This is a genomic window from Phyllobacterium myrsinacearum (genome assembly GCF_014138285.1).
In the GTDB taxonomy this organism is placed as follows: domain Bacteria; phylum Pseudomonadota; class Alphaproteobacteria; order Rhizobiales; family Rhizobiaceae; genus Phyllobacterium; species Phyllobacterium myrsinacearum_A.
Window position 1 is genome coordinate 368,629 of record NZ_JACGXN010000003.1, and the last position, 20,180, is coordinate 388,808.

The 20,180-nt window shown below is 55.6% G+C and carries 14 protein-coding genes and 1 pseudogene; 10 read left to right on the top strand and 5 right to left on the bottom strand.

The genetic code is table 11. The features are described 5' to 3' along the window. Positions 1–9: 9 nt before the first annotated feature. Complete coding sequence (locus tag FHW16_RS14000) at positions 10–342, top strand: sensor histidine kinase (protein WP_281410118.1); 333 nt, start codon at positions 10–12, stop codon at positions 340–342. Between the two features lie 415 nt (positions 343–757). On the opposite strand, the gene FHW16_RS29275 is transcribed toward FHW16_RS14000, so the two are convergent. Next, the gene (locus FHW16_RS29275; RefSeq protein WP_182549816.1) at positions 758–1,642 is read right to left on the bottom strand and encodes a LysR family transcriptional regulator; all 885 of its coding nucleotides are present in this window, start codon (positions 1,640–1,642) and stop codon (positions 758–760) included. 102 nt (positions 1,643–1,744) lie between these two features. Between FHW16_RS29275 and FHW16_RS14010 the strand changes: the two genes are divergently transcribed. The 7 genes from FHW16_RS14010 to FHW16_RS14040 all read left to right on the top strand — a co-directional run bounded on the left by FHW16_RS14010 (position 1,745) and on the right by FHW16_RS14040 (position 6,990). Next, positions 1,745–2,914: a serine hydrolase domain-containing protein gene (locus FHW16_RS14010; protein ID WP_182549817.1), complete on the top strand. Its 1,170-nt coding sequence runs from the start codon at positions 1,745–1,747 to the stop codon at positions 2,912–2,914. Between the two features lie 217 nt (positions 2,915–3,131). Further along, a complete protein-coding gene (locus FHW16_RS14015; protein ID WP_182549818.1) occupies positions 3,132–4,064 on the top strand; it encodes an NAD(P)-dependent alcohol dehydrogenase in 933 nt (310 codons plus the stop codon). A 194-nt stretch (positions 4,065–4,258) separates the two neighbouring features. Next, positions 4,259–4,432, top strand: coding sequence for a LuxR C-terminal-related transcriptional regulator (locus tag FHW16_RS14020; RefSeq protein ID WP_182549819.1), 174 nt, complete (start codon positions 4,259–4,261; stop codon positions 4,430–4,432). A gap of 312 nt (positions 4,433–4,744) precedes the next feature. Continuing rightward, entirely contained in the window at positions 4,745–5,275 is a 531-nt protein-coding gene (locus FHW16_RS14025; protein ID WP_182549820.1) for a phage tail protein, read from the top strand. 36 nt (positions 5,276–5,311) lie between these two features. Beyond that, positions 5,312–5,842 carry a phage tail protein gene (locus FHW16_RS14030; protein ID WP_182549821.1) on the top strand — a complete coding sequence of 177 codons (531 nt, stop codon included), beginning with the start codon at positions 5,312–5,314 and terminating at the stop codon, positions 5,840–5,842. 30 nt (positions 5,843–5,872) lie between these two features. Further along, complete coding sequence (locus FHW16_RS14035) at positions 5,873–6,406, top strand: phage tail protein (RefSeq protein ID WP_182549822.1); 534 nt, start codon at positions 5,873–5,875, stop codon at positions 6,404–6,406. Next, complete coding sequence (locus tag FHW16_RS14040; RefSeq protein ID WP_182549823.1) at positions 6,406–6,990, top strand: GNAT family N-acetyltransferase; 585 nt, start codon at positions 6,406–6,408, stop codon at positions 6,988–6,990. Before FHW16_RS14035 ends, FHW16_RS14040 begins: the two co-directional genes overlap by 1 nt. Here FHW16_RS14040 and FHW16_RS14045 read toward each other — a convergent pair. The 4 genes from FHW16_RS14045 to FHW16_RS14060 form a co-directional block, all read right to left on the bottom strand. Beyond that, positions 6,983–7,276 (bottom strand): DUF6916 family protein, encoded by a 294-nt coding sequence (locus tag FHW16_RS14045; RefSeq protein WP_182549824.1) that lies wholly within the window; start codon positions 7,274–7,276, stop codon positions 6,983–6,985. The genes FHW16_RS14040 and FHW16_RS14045 overlap by 8 nt on opposite strands. Positions 7,277–7,402: 126 nt before the next feature. After that, positions 7,403–13,684, bottom strand: a complete 6,282-nt coding sequence (locus FHW16_RS14050; RefSeq protein WP_210278125.1) for a putative Ig domain-containing protein — start codon at positions 13,682–13,684, stop codon at positions 7,403–7,405. 1,076 nt (positions 13,685–14,760) lie between these two features. Beyond that, on the bottom strand, positions 14,761–17,868 hold the full coding sequence (locus tag FHW16_RS14055) for an efflux RND transporter permease subunit (protein WP_182549826.1): 3,108 nt from the start codon (positions 17,866–17,868) through the stop codon (positions 14,761–14,763). Beyond that, on the bottom strand, positions 17,868–18,980 hold the full coding sequence (locus FHW16_RS14060) for an efflux RND transporter periplasmic adaptor subunit (RefSeq protein ID WP_182549827.1): 1,113 nt from the start codon (positions 18,978–18,980) through the stop codon (positions 17,868–17,870). The genes FHW16_RS14055 and FHW16_RS14060 overlap by 1 nt, the downstream gene beginning before the upstream one ends. A gap of 98 nt (positions 18,981–19,078) precedes the next feature. On the opposite strand from FHW16_RS14060, the gene FHW16_RS14065 reads away from it, so the two are divergent. Continuing rightward, a complete protein-coding gene (locus FHW16_RS14065; protein ID WP_182549828.1) occupies positions 19,079–19,717 on the top strand; it encodes a TetR/AcrR family transcriptional regulator in 639 nt (212 codons plus the stop codon). 91 nt (positions 19,718–19,808) lie between these two features. Beyond that, positions 19,809–20,082, top strand: a pseudogene (locus FHW16_RS14070) (SDR family NAD(P)-dependent oxidoreductase); the annotation flags it as partial. Between the last annotated feature and the right edge of the window lie 98 nt (positions 20,083–20,180).

Consider the following 20,180-nt stretch of genomic DNA (forward strand, 5'->3'; position numbering starts at 1 on the left):
GCGGACTCATTGCGTATCCGTCAAGCTGTTCTGGCCCTTTTGGAAAACGCGTGTCGCTATGCATCTACCGGTGGTTCGCTGCGCTGTGAGACAGAGAAATTGCCGGATGGAAGTGTGATTATACGCTTGCTCGACCGTGGACCGGGCTTTCCAGAAGACATGCAAGCAGTTGCGATCAATCCCTTTTGGCGAGGCGATCCGTCCCGCTCTCGTGCTACAGGCGGAACAGGTTTGGGGCTTTCAGTAGCAAGGGCCATAGCAATCGCCCATGGAGGGCATTTGCAGCTGGCGAACAGAACGGGTGGTGGCGCAGTTGTACAGATCTATCTGCAGCGAGAGTAGCATTCAACGCGCCGACATCTCGCCCTCAATCCCCAGAAGGGGTTTTCATCAGGAGCTATTGATGCCAAGGGTGCGCTCAATATTTTCTGTTTGATGTTTGGAATCGAGACATGGCGGCATTCGTTCGCGCCACCTCCATGATCTCGTGCGCACTCGCCTCTATCCGGGCTCGATTATCACCCTCCTCCTGCACGCTGATCGGGATATCGTAGTCTCAATACAACTGCTCGGATTGCAATCCAACAGTATTCCGTCGGGAGCAAAAGTCCCAATGCTCGACGATCAGATTATCATCTGAAGTCGCAATGGGCATGTGCTCCGGTCATGGAAGCACCAATGTTTGCAATCGGCGCCCCTGAGAAGGGTGGAAGAAGCAATCATTTCTCTGCTTCGGCCCGCATGTATGATACCGGTACTAATCACAAAACCACTCAATAAATGCCCGAAGTTTTGGCGGCCGATTACGGGTAGGGTAATACAGCTGAAACTGGACCGGACGCGGCTCGAATTGTGTCAGAAGTTCAACCAATTCTCCTGCATCGATTGCGTTTACTTCAGTTTCTCTAAAAAGCTGGGCGACGCCCAAGCCCGAGCGAAGGGCAAAGTCGAAGTGGTGATTGTCATCGAACACCAGCCTTGGTGGTGGATCAATTCGGAGTTCCTGACCGGCGACATTGAAAGTCAGCGGTACCAATCGCTGGCTCTCCGGGAGCCTGTAACGGATAACGTGATGGTTTTCGAGATCATCGGGATGCTGAGGGACGCCGGCGGCTTCCAGGTAGATGCGGGAGGTCACCACCGAACGACGGAGAACTGGCCCGATAGCGCGAGCGATCATATCCATTTCCAAAGTGTCTGCGAAACGGATGCCTGCATCGAAACCACCAGCAACAATATCTACTGGTCGATCATCGGTTGTGAGTTCCACCACGATATCCGGATAGTGCCGGACGAAGGCAGCCAGTCGCGGCAAGATGCAGACCTGAGCTGCCAGCCGCGACAGGTTAATTCGCAAATTGCCGGCGGGGCGCTTCTCGACAGTCCGAACCAGGTCAAGCGCATCAGCGATATCGATGAAGGCTCGGTCGGTATTTTGCAGAAGGAGGCGGCCAGCCTCAGTCAACCGGACACTGCGACTGGTGCGCTCGAAGAGCCGTGCTCCGAGAAGGTGTTCAATCTGTCGGATTTTTTGCGACACCGCGGATGGCGTTACACCAAGACGGCCGGACGCAGCAGTGAAACCGCCAGTCGTTGCGACCATACGAAACGTCGGCAGAAGCGAAAAAAGGTCGGTCCCCATCGTTAATCTCCACTTCAAGACCCTTTAAGCATATCCCAACTCAACTTCACGATCAAGGCGGAGTATCTAAAGGTCCATCGTACTTTTGACCTGGAGTTACCAATGATCGAAGATCCTGACTTACAGACACCGAGCCTGCCAAACGGCCTAGCGAACACGATTGATATTGCGATTGAGGACGCACTTGCTGAAGGCCGCATCGCTGGTTGCGTTGTGCTGGTCGCCGAAGACGGGAAAGTCGTTTACGAGCGGGCAGCGGGCCAGGCTGACCGCGAGACGGGCAGGAAGATGCAGATCGAGACGCCGTTTCGGTTCGCCTCCGTGACGAAAGCGTTCACAACCATGGCCATTTTGAAATTGATAGAAGCCGGACGTTTGTCGCCGGAAGACAGGGTGACGAAGTTCCTTCCAAATTTTGTTCCTCGTCTCCCCAATAGTTCGATCGCGGACATCAGGATCAGTCATCTGATGGCGCATACGGCGGGCTTGGACTACCGATCCCAGCAACCTGCAGACGGACCTTATGCCCGTGCTCAGGTGTCGGATGGACTTGATGAGAGCCAAGGCACGCTTGATGCCAATCTCGCCCGTATAGCAAGCGTGCCGCTGAACCGCATTCCCGGAGAGGGTTGGCGCTATTCGGTTGCGACAGATGTTCTTGGTGGCGTCATCGAGGCTATTACTGGCACAGCGCTTAGCGAGGCAATCAGTACCCTGGTAACCAAACCACTGAAATTGAGTTCCGCGTTTCATTGGTTGGACGAAGATCTTGCTGTTCCCTATTACGACGGCAAACCGGCACCGGTGCGAATGACGGCCGGTATTGAGTTGCCGCAGCAATACAATGAGGGTGCGGGTGTTCGCTTCGATCCGAGGCGCATTCGAGACGCGGCCGCTTGGCCCTCGGGAGGCGCTGGCATGGCTGGCCGCTCCCGCGACGTACTGGCCCTGCTTGAAGCCCATCGCACCGGCTCGTTTTTGAGCGAGGATTTGCGTGAAGCTGCAAGGACGCCGAGAGTCGGCGCAGAGGCACAAGCGATGGGTCCCGGCTGGGGGTTTTCCTGGCTGGGCGCCGTGCTGATCGACCCGACGTCTACCGGCAGCCAATGGAGCAATGGATCGGTTTCCTGGGGTGGAACATATGGCAATTGGTGGGCAATCGACTTCACCAGGAAGAGAAGCGTCGTCTCTTTGACAAACACTGCCTACGAGGGAATGTCGGGCAGATTCGCCCAAAGCATTGCAGCGGCGACCTCGATGCCACTTTCGTAAAGCTACGATATCGGCGGTCGGCATTCACGATCGGCCGCCGGTATTGGGCCAACCATCGCAGATGTTTTGCAAAGCCCCATCCAGTCCTCAAACAGACGGTTCACAGGGCTGCATCGCTCATAAAAATGCGTGAACCGATGGCGAAGCAACCCCTGCTCTTTGACGAGATCACCACGCACTTCTTCCCTTAAAAATGAACGAAAAAGAAAGATCGACTATGAAACGTATACAATATTACCAGTACGGCGGTCCACATCTGATGCGGCTCGAAGAATTTGAACTGGCCTCGCCTAACAAAGGAGAAGTGGCCGTTAAGGTCAAGTTTGCAGCCATCAATCCCATTGACTGGAAGCTGCGTGCCGGCCAGATGAAGATTGTTACCGGCAAGACTTTCCCCCGCGCAATGGGAATGGATATTTCCGGGACAATTACTGCCATCGGTGCCGGAGTAACGCGCTTTAAGATTGGCGACGCTGTGTTCGGGCTCGCGCGCTTCAAGCAAAGCGGAGCACTCGGGCAGGCTGTGATCACCAAAGAAACTTTCTTGGCCAAGAAACCTGATGCGGTTTCGTTTGAAGATGCTGCCTGCCTCGGAACTCCTGGAGCCACCGCTTGGAATGGCTTGGTCGACAAAGCGAAAGTGACCGCCGGCGAGCGTGTCTTCATCAATGGCTGCACCGGTGCAGTAGGCGAAGCGGCGGTGCAGGTAGCGCGGATGTTAGGCGCGACGGTTTCGGGTAGTTGTAGTGCAGGCGCTATGGAACGCGCACGCGCCTTGGGCGCTCAAACTGTCTTTGACTACCGCACAACTGATCTTTCCACAGTTCAGGAGCGCTTTGATGTGGTCTATGACACCGCTGCCGCGATGCCAAGGGCGTTGGGGTACAGACTTTTGCGTGAGAAGGGACGATTCTTAGACCTTGAGCCGACATTTGGGAAATTCATCCGCGCGATCTTCAGTCAACGTCTAAAGGTTGTGGTATGCACGCCGACAGCTGAAATTCTTGATCGCATCGCGCAAGCAGCCACGAAGGAAAACTTTCGTCTTCCGATCGCCGAGACCGTGCCTCTCGCTGAAGCGATCGCCCTCATCACTGCTCTCGAGAATGGTCGAAAACTTGCAGGAAAGGCCCTCGTTTCCATGGAATGAGCGTGTCGCATTTTGACAAGAACTGTTCTAAAATGCACCTTCGAGACGACAAACCGTGTCCTGCAGTCGCTGGAACAAATCGCAAAAGAGAACCCCATGCGCGACCGTCAACCGGCCACTACCAATGGCATCGGCGGGAGCACTACCGGAGCCAAGCCCATTGACATTGCGCGAACGTCGAATTCTGGAGTTTATTGCGGAGGACGTGCAAAACAATACTATTAGCTGACCGGCTGATTCTCTCGGACCATACGGTGAAGGTCCATGTTCACAATCTGATCCGCAAGCTCAAGGTGCACAATCGGACTCAGGCGGCGGCTATCTACCGGAACTATCTTGAAGGTGTTGTCACGTTTTATTCAGCCTAATCGGATCCATAGATTCTTCGTTAACTTCGCGAGGGCCGGTTGTCATGGCGAGCAGAAAGTATTTAGACCCAGAAATATCGCTGAGAAATCGACTACGATGGTGAACATCCAATACCACAGGCATATCATCTTGAGATGATATATTTATACTTTTAAAGAGTATTGCTTAGCAAATAGAAATTGCCAGCTACCGTAGCAATGAAAAATAGCCCACAATTTCTATGTATGTTTAAAGTAAATTGTTCTTGCATTTTATACGCTGAAAGAGCGATGATATACATTCGATATATTAAGATATCCGAGGGGTGGGGTATGTCTGAAGTTTTTCTTGGCCAGATTATGCTTGCGGGATTTCAATTTGCGCCGAAGGGCTTTGCTTTAAGTAATGGGCAACTGTTGGCCATCGCTCAGAACCAGGCGTTATTCTCTCTTTTGGGCACTTTTTATGGGGGCAACGGGACGACGACGTTCGCCTTGCCCAATATGCAAAGCCGCACAGCGGTCGGATTCGGATCATCGGTCGATTCTTCCTGGCAACCGTCACCTTACTCGATTGGCGAAGCCAGCGGCACCGAGAATGTGACGCTGCTCCAACAACAATTGCCCGCACACACTCACGTGGCAACCGGGACGACCAGCAACGGCACATTGCGCAATCCGAGCAATGCGCTCTACGGCACCAACAGTGCCAATATTTATGGCCCTTCCAACGGAGGCCAGGTTGTGCTGGCGAGTCAGACTGTTACCCCTGCTGGTAATGGTCAGCCACACGCCAACATACAGCCCTACGACGTTATCAATTATTGCATTGCACTGTCGGGAATTTTTCCGTCTCGCAATTAATGACCTCTAATCAACCCATCGTACGGAGGACCAACGATGAGCGCTCCTTATGTCGGAGAAATCCGGCTGTTCGGCTTTTCCCGAGTGCCCAACGGGTGGCTGCCCTGCAATAACTCGCTGCAGCCCATCTCGGAGTACGAGACGTTGTTCACTTTGATTGGCACGACCTATGGCGGCGATGGACAGACGACGTTTGCAATGCCCAATCTTTGCGGACGCGTGCCGATCCATCAAGGCACCGGCCCGGGCCTGTCGACATATGTAATCGGCCAGTCCGCCGGCAGCGAGAATATCACGCTTTTACCCACGCAAATGCCGACGCACACGCATCCCTATCTTGCCACCCCCGGCCTCGCCAACACCGTATCGGTTGGACCGGCAGTCGAGCTCGGCGCAATCGTCGGTGACACGATGTATGCGACCGATTTAAGCGGCGCCACTGGGATCCGAACTTCGCCGGCGTCGACCAGTATGAGCGGATCAACCGTCATGCATGACAACACGATGCCGACCCTGACGGTGCAATATTGCATCGCCTATGCAGGCATCTTTCCCTCACAAAGCTGACCGTGCCACACACATTAAAAGGACACTGCAATGACAGAACCTTTCATCGGTGAGATCCAACTGTTCGGTTTCAACTTTGCTCCACGGGGCTGGGCAAGCTGCAATGGCGCGACACTCGGCATCCAACAGAACAGCGCATTGTTCGCTCTGCTCGGCATCCAGTATGGCGGCAATGGCACGACCACATTCCAGCTGCCCAACTTTACCAATCGTGCGGGCTGCAACCAGGGCCAAGGCGCAGGTTTGACCCCGCGAACCATCGGCGAAACCTTCGGAGGCAACAGTGTAACGCTGACGCAACCGGAGATGCCGGCACACGCTCATTCCCTGACCATTTACAATCAGAGCGAACCCGGCAAGCGAGCGCCCTCGCCCAGTTCGGGCAATGGTTTGAGTGTGCCGAATTCGAGCAGTCCGTTCCTGCCCAATGTGCAACCGAACACGCAGTTCGGACAAAATGTCATCGGCGTTGCAGGCAGCAGTCAACCGCATGAAAACCGTCAGCCTTATCTGGCAATCAACTTCAGCATCGCCCTGAATGGCATATTTCCAGCCTTCAGTTGATGGACAAGGATGCGACGGCTCAATTGCCGGACTTTCCCCTGCGCACGGGCGATGTCCTGCTCTCCAGCACCGCGGCTGCCCTGCGGCCCGCTAAGAGAAGTGATTTACCATTCCTGTGCCTGCTTTATCGCTCATTTCGCTTGGGTGAATTGGAACAGGCTCCTTGGTCTCTCCAGGAAAAACAGGCTTTTCTGGACCAGCAGTTCAGTCTGCAGCACCGCTATTACACCACTGTGTTTTCGCCAGCCGACTTCCTGATCATCGAGAAGGACGGCATGCGCATAGGCCGGCTTTATATCGATCTGAGTGCCGCCAAATGGCTTGTCATCGATATCGGATTGTTGCCTGAGTGGCGCGGTCGTGGACTGGGATTTGCGATACTGAGGGACATTCAAGATGCGATGACCGCAACCGCAGGCCTTGGTATTGCCCTGCATGTTGATAATACAAATATGCGCGCGCAGAAGCTTTATCAGTCCTTGGGGTTTGAGGTCACGGAAGCCACCGAAACCCACACAGGAATGGAATGGTTACCTCAGAAAGCCTTGCGTAGAATGATGGACAGCACTGCGAACATCAATTGAAGATAGCCTGATAGATGATCCCGTCCTTATCTCTGGCGACGGGCACCAGAAAGATGTCCAGGCTTCCAAGCGCCATATTCTTCAACCTGTACATTTTTTGCGGCAACACAACTTGTGAAGTGCTACGAAAAAGCAGGGAGAACGGCGCTCTTCTTATTCCATTGAATCCAGTTTCAGGCAAAGGCCGCGCCTCGGTCAATGTAAAAGGAAGAGACCCTGTCCCCATATCGATCTCGAAACCTTCGCCGACACAGCGGGCGAAATGATCCAGCGTTACAATCTCCATCCCATCCCCAATTGTTTACTTGCGCCTTCACTGCAAAGGCTTGTTCTTTGTTTAGAACCGAACGCTATCAAGAGTTTGGGGAGAAGCAAACACTTCTCCCCAGGGCCTTTCACGTATCATGATACATTAGAACTTCTTGCCCACGCGCAACCCGAATGCATGGTTCTGATTGTCTGCGCCGACGGTTGTTCGGTAGTCAAAGTTCGCGTTCCAATCGGTATCAAGTTGTGCATCGAGCGAAAGGCCGAGCGTGACATAGTCGCTGCCGCTGCTCTCTGTACTCAGGTCATAGGGAAGTCCCGCCGTATCAGCATAACCAAGCCTGATCTGACTCGATCCTTCAAAGTCATGTGTATATTCGGCGCGGGCACCGGGCTTCAACGCACCCCAGTCCATCGGGATGGTATATTCTATGCGCAGACCGAGAATACCGGAGAGCGTATCAACGGTCTGGTCGCCATACTTCAGCGCATACGCGCCGCCGCTTTTTTCGGTAAAGCCGTTCAACCACGAGCGGGAGAAATCAAACCGTCCATAGGGCGATATCAGCCAGGCATCGGTGCGATGCTCATAGCTTGCCGTCACTGACCCGAATATCTGCTGGCCGTCACGATCACCGGAGGCAAAATCTCCGGTCGAGGTGATGTAACGCTGGCTGCTGAAATCCAACCAGCTTCCACCGATCAAACCATCGATGAAGATCGACTTGACCGGCGAATAGCTGGCGTAGACTGCAGCGCTATAGGCATGGGCGCGGCTTTCGGTGCCGTTGTCGCCAATATCGGATGCATCGCGGCCATAACCGAAACCAAAACCGGCAACGAACTTTTTCGAGAACCGGTAGTCCATACCCGCGCTCACACCGATCGTGGTGTAATCGAAATCCAGATCCCTATCATTGCGATCACCGAAATTCACGAAGCCGCCCGTCCACACTGCCAGTCGGCCAAGGTTCAGGTCCGGCTGGTTCTGTTTCTGCTGCTTCTTGCGGTTCTCTTCGGCGAACGAATGCATGGAGAAATCAGGCGCACCATTCGACAGTCCGGGAACGGAATTTGATTCCATCAGCTTGCGGAACGGTTCGTCCATTTCATCCGGCTCATTGTCCTGCGTGTAGCCAAGTCTTATGGCCATGCTGTTGTTCCGCCGGTCGCCTTCATCATGCAGTTGCTCGAGGCGTGAGTTGAAGTTCTGAATCTGGTTGGCAGCAAAGCGCTTGGCACTGTCTGCCTGCGCTGTAAGCAAACCGATTACCTCCGGATCCTTTGATGGATCCGGACGGGCCGTGACAACAAAGGTGATCGTTGCCGGGCTCGACGTGCCATACGGGTTGGCCAGCGTGTACTGCACCAGCAGATTGCCTGCATAGTTGGGATCCGACGCATAAACCATGTCAAAGGCAGGCTGGTTGGCATCGATACTCACCGAACCGGCCGACCTGTCAGAAATGTTGAAAATGCGCGCATTGGAGAAGGGCCCGCCCGTCGATCCCTGTGTCAGGTCAACATGCACTGTTTGTCCAGCCAGGACTTCCACCGTACGCGATGCCGCCATTGGTGCTGGCGGCAGACGCCGGACAGTGACCTCATAGGTCTTCGCCGTCGTGTTGTCCTGCGCCGTGACAACAACTGCGATGCGGGTCTGTCCGACCGGCAGCTGTATCGCGGTGCTGGATGAACCGGAACCAACGGTTTGGCCCTGAACGGTGATAGTTGCACTGGGTGCGGTGGCCGTTGGTGTCAGCGACATGGTCTCGGTGATATTGGGCACTTCGACCGTGTAACTGATGACAGAGGAGGAGAATCCGGGCTGCAGCGTCCCCGAACTTGGCGACAGAGCCGACAGGTCCGCAATCGCCACCGGCGCCGCCACATTGAATGTCACTGTTGCATTGGTTGCACCGCCCGGACCAGTTGCGGCAAAGACCAGACTATCGGTCCCGCTGAATGTGCTGTTGGGCGTATAGGTGGCACTTCCGCTCTCGCTCACCACAGCCGTGCCGTTGGATGGTGCTGTCACGAGAGAATAGGTCAACGGGCCTGCCCCTGTCGCCGTGACCGTAAAGGCCTTTGCCTGATTAAATGCAACGGCGAGGGTCTGCGGCTGAGCCACCGGTGGTGCCACATTGACCGTTATGGTCACAAGGGCCGGCGCTGACGTGCCGGTTGCATTGGTTGCGGTGTAAGTGAAGGAAGTCGTACCGGAGAAGCCTGTTGCGGGCGTGTAGGTAATGGAAGTGCCGCTGGCTGTAGCTGTACCCGACGACGGTGTCGTTGCAATCGCCACGGATGTTGCCGTGCCTGTAATGTTGAGCGCGATCGGATTGGCACCGCTGTTGAATGGCACTGTCGCGGCAACAGGATTTGCCACGGGTATGGCGTCAACAACGGTCACCGAATAGTTTTGCGTGACCGTGAATGGCCCGGTTCCTGTCGAACCATCGGTCGCGGTAATGGCAAAGTTGGTATTGCCTACCGCTGTGGGTGTCCCACTCAGGACGCCGCCCGTCGACAGAGACAGACCCGCTGGCAACGCGCCAGTCGTGACAGCATAGGTATAGGCTGCGGTACCACCCGATGTTGTGAATGTCTGGCTATAGGCCGTACCGACAGTCGCGCCTGGCAAGACACCTGCAGCCGGTGTCAGAGCAAGCGTTGGTGCACCAATCGTTATCGTAACCGTGGCTGGTGCTGAAGTGCCGGATGCATTCGTCGCCGTATAGGTGAAACTATCGGTCCCGGCATGTCCGGCTGTCGGGGTATAGGTGATCGCCGTTCCCGAAGCTGTCGCAGTGCCAAAGGCCGGCGAACTGGTCACAGCAACTGAAGCTGCCGCGCCGCCGGTAATGTTTAGCGTGATCGGATTGGCACTCGAATTATAGGCAACTGTCGCAGAGACCGCGTTCGCGACCGGGACTGCAACGACAACCGCCAATGAATACGTCTGGCTTGCCGTATATGGCCCCGGGGCTCCGCTGCTATCCGTTGCTATAACAGTGAAATTAACGTTGCCGATCGCTGTCGGCGTTCCGCTGATGACACCCGCCGCAGACAGGCTAAGACCGGTCGGCAAGGCACCGGTCGTCACAGCATAGCTATAGGGAGCCGTACCCCCACTCGCCCCATTGAGCGTGGCCGAATAGGCCGCACCAACAACACCGCCCGCAAGTGTTGTCGGCGGCAAGGTGATGGTTGGTGCGTTGATGATCAGCGTATACGAACGGCTGCCAGTGGCTGGCCCCGTTCCGGTACTGCTATCGGTGGCCGTAATTGTGAAGTTCGCGCTAACTTGAGCCGTCGGCGTACCACTGAGCACGCCGGTTGCTGCATTCAGGGTGATGCCCGCTGGCAGACTGCCCGCTGTAACTGCAAACGTATAGGGAGTGATACCTGCACTCGCGCTGACTGTTTGCGAATAAGGAACGGCCACCGTTCCCGCAGCCAATGTTTCGGGGCTGACAATGACAGTCCCTGTATTGATTGCCCAGGTATAAACTTGGCTACCGGTAAAGCCGTTGGCATCGGTCGCGGTGATAGTGGTTGAAAATGTCCCGGACGATGTTGGTGTTCCCGTGAACTGACCTGCCGAGTTGAACGAAACCCCTATCGGCAAACTGCCCGCGGTCAAGGAGAAATTATAGGGTGCCGCACCACCCGTGGCTGACACAGTGGCAGCGTAGGGCGTACCGGTTGCACCATTGGGCAGTGTCGCAGGCGCCACAACGATCGCCGGTGCATTGATAATCCAATTATAGACCTGCACGGCAGTAAAGCCGTTGGCATCAGTCGCGGTGACAGTGGTCGAGAATGACCCTGATGCCGTTGGTGTTCCTGTGAATTGACCCGCCGAATTGAAGCTAATCCCGCTCGGCAAACCGCCCGCGCTGAGAGAGAAGCTATAGGGCCCCGCACCGCCCGAGGCTGACAGGTTGGCAGTATAGGGCGTCCCTGCAGTGCCGTTGGACAGCGTCGCAGGTGTCACGACGATAGTTGGCGCATCAATGACCCATGTATAGGCCCGCGTCCCGGTCTGCCCATTGGCGTCGGTCGCAGTGATTGTCGTTGAAAATGTTCCCGATACGGTTGGCGTTCCGGAGAATTCACCGGCCGCGTTGAACGAAACTCCACTTGGCAAACTGCCACTGGTCAACCCGAAGGTATAGGGTCCAACGCCACCGGAGACCGAGAGAGTGGCAGCGTAGGAGGTGCCGGCAGTGCCATTGGGCAGCGTTGCGGGTGCCACGACGATAGTCGGTGCTGATACCGTTAGCACATAGTTCTGGGTTCGAGCGAAGGGCGCGCCCGTGCCTGTCGAACTATCGGTTGCGCGAATGCTGATAGTATATAATCCAGGCACAGTCGGCGTACCCGATAACGTGCCCGTTGAGCTTAAGCTTATCCCCGCAGGTAGAGCACCCGCCGAAAGGGCATAGGTGTAGGGTGCAGTACCTCCAGAAGCGACGAATGCTTGCGAATAGGCTTGGCCATAAGACAGTGCAAGCGTTCCAGCTGCCGGTGTCATGGACAGCGTCGGCACTGCCATCGTCAGCGAATAAGTTTGGCTGGCCGTTACAAATGCACTGTCGGTGGCCGTGAGTGTGAAATTGAACGTGCCCCCAGCAGTTGGTGTTCCTGAAATATTTCCACTTGATGAGATTGATACGCCCGCAGGCAATGAGCCAGATGTCACAGCATATGTGTAAGGCGCAGTGCCGCCCGTCGCAGGATTGATGGAGGCGGAGTACGCCACGCCGACTTGGCCGTTGGTAAAGGTGGTGGCCGGCAAGACCAACGCATCTGGATTGACAGACAACGAATAGTTTTGTGTGACGCTGAACGGACCGCTTCCGGTCGAGCTGTCGGTTGCCGTGACGGAGAAACTGAACGGACCAGCTGTTGTCGGCGTGCCACTGAGAACACCGCCTGACAGGGTAAGACCGGCGGGCAGAGCACCTGCAGTGACGGCATAGCTATAAGCGGCCGTGCCGCCAGATGCTGTGAAAGTCTGGCTATAGGCTGCACCGACAGTCGCAGCAGGCAACGCACCAGCCGCCGGAGCCAAAGCCAAGTTGGGCGGGCTGATGGTAATCGTAACCGTGGCCGGTGCCGAAGTGCCGGTAGCATTCGTCGCCGTATAGGTAAAACTGTCAGAACCGGCGCGCCCAGCTATCGGCGTATAGGTTATCGATGTTCCAGATGCAGTGGCAGTACCATTTGTGCCTTGCGTACCAATAGCGACCGATGTCGCTACGCCGCCCGTGATGTTCAATGTGATCGGATTGGCACTCGAGTTGAACGCGACCGTCGCTGAGACCGGATTCGCAACCGGTGCGGGCGGGTTGATCGTTAGAGTATAGTTTCGAGTGACAGTGAATGGCCCAGTTCCCGTTGAGCTGTCGGTTGCTCTGACTGAGAAACCAAACGAACCAGCTGTCGTTGGCGTGCCGCTGAGAGTACCATTTGACTGGTTCAGATTGAGACCGGCAGGCAAGGCCCCAGCCGTGAGGGCATAGGTATAGGGAGCGGTACCAGCGGATGGCGCAAATGTCTGTGTATAGGCAGTGCCGGCAGTTGCAGCGGGCAAGGCTCCAGACGCCGGGATCATGCCCAGCGTGGGCGGACTGATGGTGATCGTCACCGTGGCCGGAGCCGAGGTGCCGCCGGCATTCGTCGCGGTATAGGTGAAGCTATCTGGTCCGGCATATCCGGCTATTGGCGTGTAGGTTATCGACGTTCCCGAAGCGGTGGCTGTGCCATGCGCACCCTGACTGCCAACGGCCACCGAAGCCGCTGCACCGCCCGAAAGATTCAGGGTGATCGGATTGGCACCCGAATTGTAGGTAACGACAGCCGAGACCGCATTGGCAACCGGCGGCGCCACATTGGCTACAGTGACCGTGACAGTATCCACTTTGAAGAAGGGGCAGTTACAATCTGAACTGGTGCTGCTCTCCCTCGCTACGATATCGAACGCATAAGTTCCAGCTGCACTTGGTGTCCCTGTCAGACTGCCATTTGATGCAAGACTGATGCCGGGAGGCAATGTCCCGGTATTGACGTTGTAGGTATAAGGCGCAATGCCACCTGTGGTCGTAAATGATGCCGTGCTCGGCTGCCCCACAGCCAAAGTCGGATTGAGTGGTGACGTTGTCAAAATCGGATTGGCGACCGTAGCGCCGTAGGATTTCTGAGCCGTTGCACCCACATTATCGGTCGCCTGAACGACCAGTGTATGCGCCCCTCGCTCCGTTGGCGTACCCGACAAGGTGCTGCCGCTGAGGTTTATTCCCGGCACACCACCGGACACAAGCGAGAACGTATAGGGCGCAACCCCGCCACTGGCAGACAGAGTCTGGCTGAAGCTGACCCCAGCCCGCATGGAGCCAAGTGCGCCGGGCGAAATGGTCATTGTCGAAGCCGCGCCGATCGTAACGAAGACCTGGATCGGTTGGGCCGAAGCGCCAGCAAGTACAAAGCTATCAGACGTCGCAACGTCAGCGCCGCCGTTGTGCGAATACTCAATCAACCCCGAATTTATATTCAGAACAGTTATTGTTCCATGTGCCGGTTGCGTGAGGACTGAGGGGTTATTCAGGCCGAACGGATCGCACGTCACCGTGAGCTGTGTAGAGCCGCCATGAGCAACTGAGATGTTGTACGGTCCGCAATTCTGAGCTGAGGCCGGATTTGAAAATAGCAAGCTCACGCCAAAAAGCAGGAAAAAGCCCATGCAGATCGTAAGAAAGTTGTCCGGAACACGACTGATCCGGCCACCAAAAGCTGACATATTCCCCATCTCGCCCCCCGGCTGAGAATGTGATCGAGCATTAAGTAAGCTCCAATCGCCCCCATATATTAACGGAAAAATATCAAATACAACTGATATCTCAACGCCAAATTATTGAATGACGTAAGAAAAAAATAAGTCAACATGCATGAGAAATAATAGTGAGTGTTTAGGCTTATAATGACAGATAATAATGCTTTGTGATAAAGGCGATACAGTATGATCATTAAAATCGTCATGATACAAGAATCACAGTAAACTCTGTAAAGTTAAAATAATTCAGAAAAGTTCAACTAGTTATATAAATGTTAGTAATCTAAATGTCACTTCGCGCTTAAGTATTGAGACTTTATAGGCAATTGCCTCGGCACTCGAAGCTTCGTTCAGCAAAATGCCGGCACTGCATCACGACTGAATCCGCCCGCCGCCGCGCTATTCCCTATTATCCAAACACTGACGACCCAAGCCCCCGGGCAGCCCGATGCCTGATCCCGATTTGATCACGCCAGACCGGTCATTTGCATGATACAATCGCCACGTTGAATGATGATGAGGTACCACAAGCACACAATACAGCATCATTGATCGCATATCCTTGGCCCCCTCCGATTTTTCTGGAGCTCCGTTTCCCTTACGCATACCGGCAGGCATGAGAAAACCACTTAAAAACCGGAGGGATTTTTTGCACACGAAGTACACTAATGCGCGGCCATTGCCCTCTGTTGCGCCAGTTCTTTCGCCTCTTCGCGGTGGTCATCTTTAGTTGGCTTGATCCGGAACCACACTGCGTACAGAGATGGAAGGAAGAGCAGGATCATGACTGTGCCCGCAGCCGTTCCGCCAATCAACGTATAAGCCATCGATCCCCAGAACACTGAATGAGTTAGGGGTATGAAGGCGAGAATGGCAGCCAGCGCAGTCAGGATGACAGGGCGTGTCCGCTGCACCGTCGCTTCAATAACGGCGTGATAATCATCGAGACCGGCAGCTTGATTTTCCTTGATTTGCTCTGTCAAGATCAACGTGTTGCGCATGAGGATACCTGCCAATCCTATCAATCCGAGAATTGCGTTAAAGCCGAAAGGCTGATTGAAGATAAGCAACGTCGGGACTACCCCGGCAAGTCCGAGTGGCGCAGTCAACATGACCATCGTCATCGTTGACAGGCTGCGAACCTGGAGGATGATGACGATCAACATCGCTGCAATCATGGCCGGGAATATCTTGGCGAGTGCGATATTGGCCTTGAGGGATTCCTCGATGTTACCACCCATTTCGATGCGGTACCCGACAGGAAGTGATGCGATCAATGGCTGGAGGGCCTTCATGACCTGCTGTGAGACCTCCGGGGGTTGTGTCGCCTCGTTGATGTCAGAGCGTACGGTAATTACCGGCGTGCGGTCGCGGCGTTTCAGGATCGGCTCCTCAAAGCGGATCTCCGAATGGCCGATCTGATCAAGGGGGACCTGATGGCCATCCCTGCTCATGAGCGAGAAATCGCCCAGCCTCGAAGGATCAAGCCGGTTATCACCAGCGCTACGCGCGACAACAGGAACATTGCGGATGTTGTCGCGCACTTGAGTAACTGGGATGCCGCTGAGCAGCAATTGCATCTGCTGGGCTGCCTCAGAGGGTGAGAGACCGATCAGATTGAGCCGATCCTGGTCCGGGACAAACCGCAGCACCGGAGTTCGGTTGCCCCAATCCCGGTTGGGCTGTCGGACATCTGGAACGCTTTTCATGATAGCAAGAGCCTGTTCGGAGATTTTGTAAAGTTCATCCGGATCCGGTCCCATGATCCGAAATTCGACCGGAAACGGCGTGTAGGGGCCAAAGACAAGCTGTGTTACGCGCACGGATGCCTCAGGAACAAGTCCATCCGAAACGGCGGCTCGCAGGCGATGCTTCAAAACCTCGCGTGCGTGCGCATCGGGGGTGAGCACAACGATCTTGGCGAAGGCAGGGTCGGGCAATTCAGGTGCCATGGCAAAGAAGAATCGGGGCGCACCCTGCCCTACATAGCTGGTGACGATTTTTGCTTCCGGCTGAACTTGCAGCCAGCCCTCGACTTTCTCCACAGCGGCTGTCGTGGTTTCGATGCTTGTGCCTTCGGGCATGCGAACTTCGACCAGCACTTCAGGCCGATCCGATGTCGGAAAGAACTGCTGTTTTACGCCTCCCATCCCGACAACTGAGATAGCCATCGCGATGCCAACCACTGCGCACGTCATGAATTTATGCCGAACCGCGAACTCGATGAGAGAGCGAAGGCGACGGTAATTCGGCGTGTCATAGATGGCGTGATGTCCACCTTCAACCGGTTTGATATCAGGTAACATCTTAACGCCAAGGTAAGGGGTAAAGATGACTGCGACAAACCACGAAACGATCAGCGCAAAGCCCACGACCCAAAAGATGTTTCCGGCGTACTCACCGGCAGTCGATCTTGCGAAGCCCACGGGCATCAGCCCGATGATTGTGACGAGGGTGCCGGACAGCATCGGCGCTGCCGTATGGCTCCAGGCAAAAGCGGCCGCCTTGATGCGGTCCATGCCCTCCTCCATCTTCACCACCATCACCTCAATGGCAATGATAGCGTCGTCCACGAGAAGGCCAAGCGCAAGGATTAATGCGCCGAGCGTGATACGATCGAAGAACCGCCCGGTTTCCAGCATGATGAGGAAGACGACGGCAAGCGTCAGCGGCACGGCAAGCGCCACAACGATGCCGACGCGCCAGCCGAGGGCAACCAGGCTCACGAATAACACGACGCCAAGTGCCATAGCGAACTTGAGCATGAATTCGCCAACCGCCTCTTCGATGTTGACGGCCTGGTCGCTGACCTTGGTAAGGGTCATGCCCAGCGGCAGAGTCTGCGCGATTGCGGCGGATCGCGCTTCAAGGGCCTTGCCGAGCTCAAGACCATTCCAGCCCTGTTGCATCACGGCACCCAGCATGATTGTAGGCTCGCCCTCATGGCGGATGATGTAGGTCGCCGGATCTTCATACCCGCGCCGTATATCCGCCAAGTCAGAAAGTTTTAGAGTGCGTCCAGCCGCGGCGATCGGGGTATCGGCAATTGCCTGCACGTTGTTATAGGCTCCATCGAAACGGATGAAAACCTGTGGCCCACGCGTGTCGATCGAGCCTGCGGGTGTAACCGTGTTCTGTCTCTGCAATGCTGCGGCGATATCCTGCGCCGATATTCCAAGCGTCGCCAGCTTGGCGTAAGAGAACTCGACGAAGATCTGTTCGGGGCGTTCCCCGAGGATGTTGATTTTCTTCACACCCGGAACATGCAGGAGATCCTGACGGATGACCTCCGCCTGTCGCACGAGGTCGCGCATCGGCATCCCCTTCGCCTTCAGTGCATAAAGACCGAAGCTCACATCGGAATATTCATCGTTGACGAAGGGACCAATGACGCCTGGAGGGAGATTTCGGGCTTCATCGCTAAGCTTCTTGCGAGCTTGATAAAATTCTTCTTCGACGGCGGCAGGCGGCATGCTATCTTTCAAAGTCACGGTGAGGAAGGCGTAGCCAGGACGCGTTGTCGTTTCGACACGATCATACCAGCTGAGTTCCTGAATGCGCTTCTCAAGGGGCTCAGCGACAAGATCCTGCATTTCACGAGCAGTGGCACCTGGCCAAACTGAAGTGACCGTCAGGGTTTTGATGGTGAAGGAAGGATCCTCGGCGCGTCCCAGCTTGACGAAAGCGTATACGCCCGCAGCCGCCAACAGAACGATAAAGAATAAAGTAACGGCGCGTTCGCGAACCGCGAGGGCTGAGAGATTGAAGCTCATTATTTTGTCACCTCTTGCTGCGAGGCAACTCTGACGACTGCGCCATTTTCCAGAAGATGTGCGCCCAGAGCGACCACCTTCTCACCAATGCCAATACCGGTGATAAATGCCATTTCCTCGCTGATCTGTTTAATTTTGACTGGCGTGAACTTCACGGTGGAAGTGGCGCCGTCGACAACCCACACGCCTGTCCGGCTACCGTCGTCCAGGATGGCGCCTACTGGAACAGCCACCTCTGACTGCCTGTGCGCGTCCAGGATTTTAATCGTCACCGTCGAACCGAGCGGGGCAGAGGCGGCGGCGCCATCGAGAACGTAGCGCGCCTCGTAAGTACGGGTTTGCGGATCGGCTGCATCGGAGATCTGTCGCAAGCGGGCCTTTCCGCTGAGACCGTCGCCTCCGTAGACACTTGCGTGCGCTTCGGATCCTATATCGGGCCGCAAAGTCTCAGGTAGCCAGACAACGGCTTCACGCGGACCAGCCTGCGCGAGTTGAATGACCGTCTGACCCGCTGCCACGACTTGTCCGGGGTCTCCAAGCGTTGCGACGACTGTTCCATCCGAATCTGCAAGAAGAACCGTATAGGTGGCTGCATTTTCTGCGACCTTGGTGTCAGCCTCAGCGGCGGCCAGCTGAGCCGAGGCCGTGTCGAGGGCCGCTTTCGCCTGTTCATATCGCTGTGGGGTGGCAGCCAATCCATTCTTCACCAGCGCCGCATAGCGTTTCTCATCTGCCTGTACCTGGATCAGAACGGCCTGCGCTGCGATGACCGTATTGCGCTTCGCTGTAAGCGCGAGTTGGAGATCGGTTTCATCGATGCGCATCAGGACCTGGCCTTGTCTCACCTGCTGACCCACATCGACCATCCGCTGGACAATTTTGCCCGGAACCCGGAACCCGAGATTGCTCTGTACACGCGAAGCGACATTTCCGGTAAACGACCGTTCGGCCGTTCCAGCCTTTTTCGCCTCGGCCACACTTACGAACGGAGCAACCGTCCTTGGATCTGCGGTTTCGGCTTTCGGTTCAGCAGTTTCGGAAACCAGGTAAAAGCCGGCGGCGGCCGCCACTCCTAGGAGACCCACAAAAATCAGGGCGTATTTGCGTTTCATTTTACATTCTCTACTTGACGAGCGATCTGCACAAATTAGATTGCGATCTAAATCTAATTATATTATAGATGTCAAATGAAATCTAATCGGAGATTGACATGAGAGTGAGCCGCGCACAGGCCGATGAAAATCGGGAAACGGTAATCAATGTTGCGAGCCGTCTCTTTCGAGAGCATGGCTTCGATGGTATCGGCCTGAAGGATCTGATGAAGGGTGCTGGCCTAACGCAAGGCGGGTTCTATAAGCAGTTCTCGTCCAAGGACGACCTTGCCGCACTTGCGTCAAGGCGCGCGATGGAAAGCGCCACGCGGAGATGGTCGACTGCTGCAGCAACAAGCTCCAATCCCCTCGAAGCAGTGATGGAGTTCTACCTCTCCCTGGATCATCGTGGGGAAAAGGCAGACGGCTGCCCATTGGTGGCGTTGGGAGCCGACGCGGCGCGGCAAAGCGAAGAGGTCAGGCGTCCATTTGAGGACGGTATCCGCGCTCACTTTGAGGTGCTGGATGAGCTAATGAACGATGCCAAGAGCTCCAATCCCAGCGGCGAGGCAATGGCGATACTGTCTCTGATGGTGGGCGCCGTCACGCTATCCCGCATCATGCAGGACGAGAATTTGGCGCGAGGCATCCTCGACGCAGCCACTGACGAAGTCAGGCGCATTGCAAGCGGTGAAAATGGACGAACGAATGGACCGGCGCGAGCACCGGACCAACCGGTGATTGAAGACTGTCTTTAACCGTTCCTGTCTTTCCCAACACCAGATTACGGCCGGCAGGCCGACCGACATTTTCGAAATGCAATCCAGCATAAAGAAAGAAGTACTTTCGATGAACAAGACCAATCTCGGCGTCGCCCTCGTGACGGGGGCATCCACCGGCATCGGGCAGGCAACGGCCGCGGCCCTACAGAATGCGGGCTTTCGCGTGTTCGGAACCAGCCGTCGCCCAGACGAGCGACGGCGTTACCATGCTGACTTGCGACGTGGCCGACAATGCATCCGTGGCGAAACTGGTGGATGACGTGCTGGCCGAGGCCGGGCGCATTGATCTGCTTGTCAATAATGCTGGCATGGGTCTGCTTGGTGGCGCGGAGGAATCCTCGAAACGGGATTTATGGAACTTCTCTATTCGGCATGTTGAAGTCGAGCGCTCTCAAGCCCTCCAACTTCACCGGTATCAGATGGCATTCACGAGGCCGTC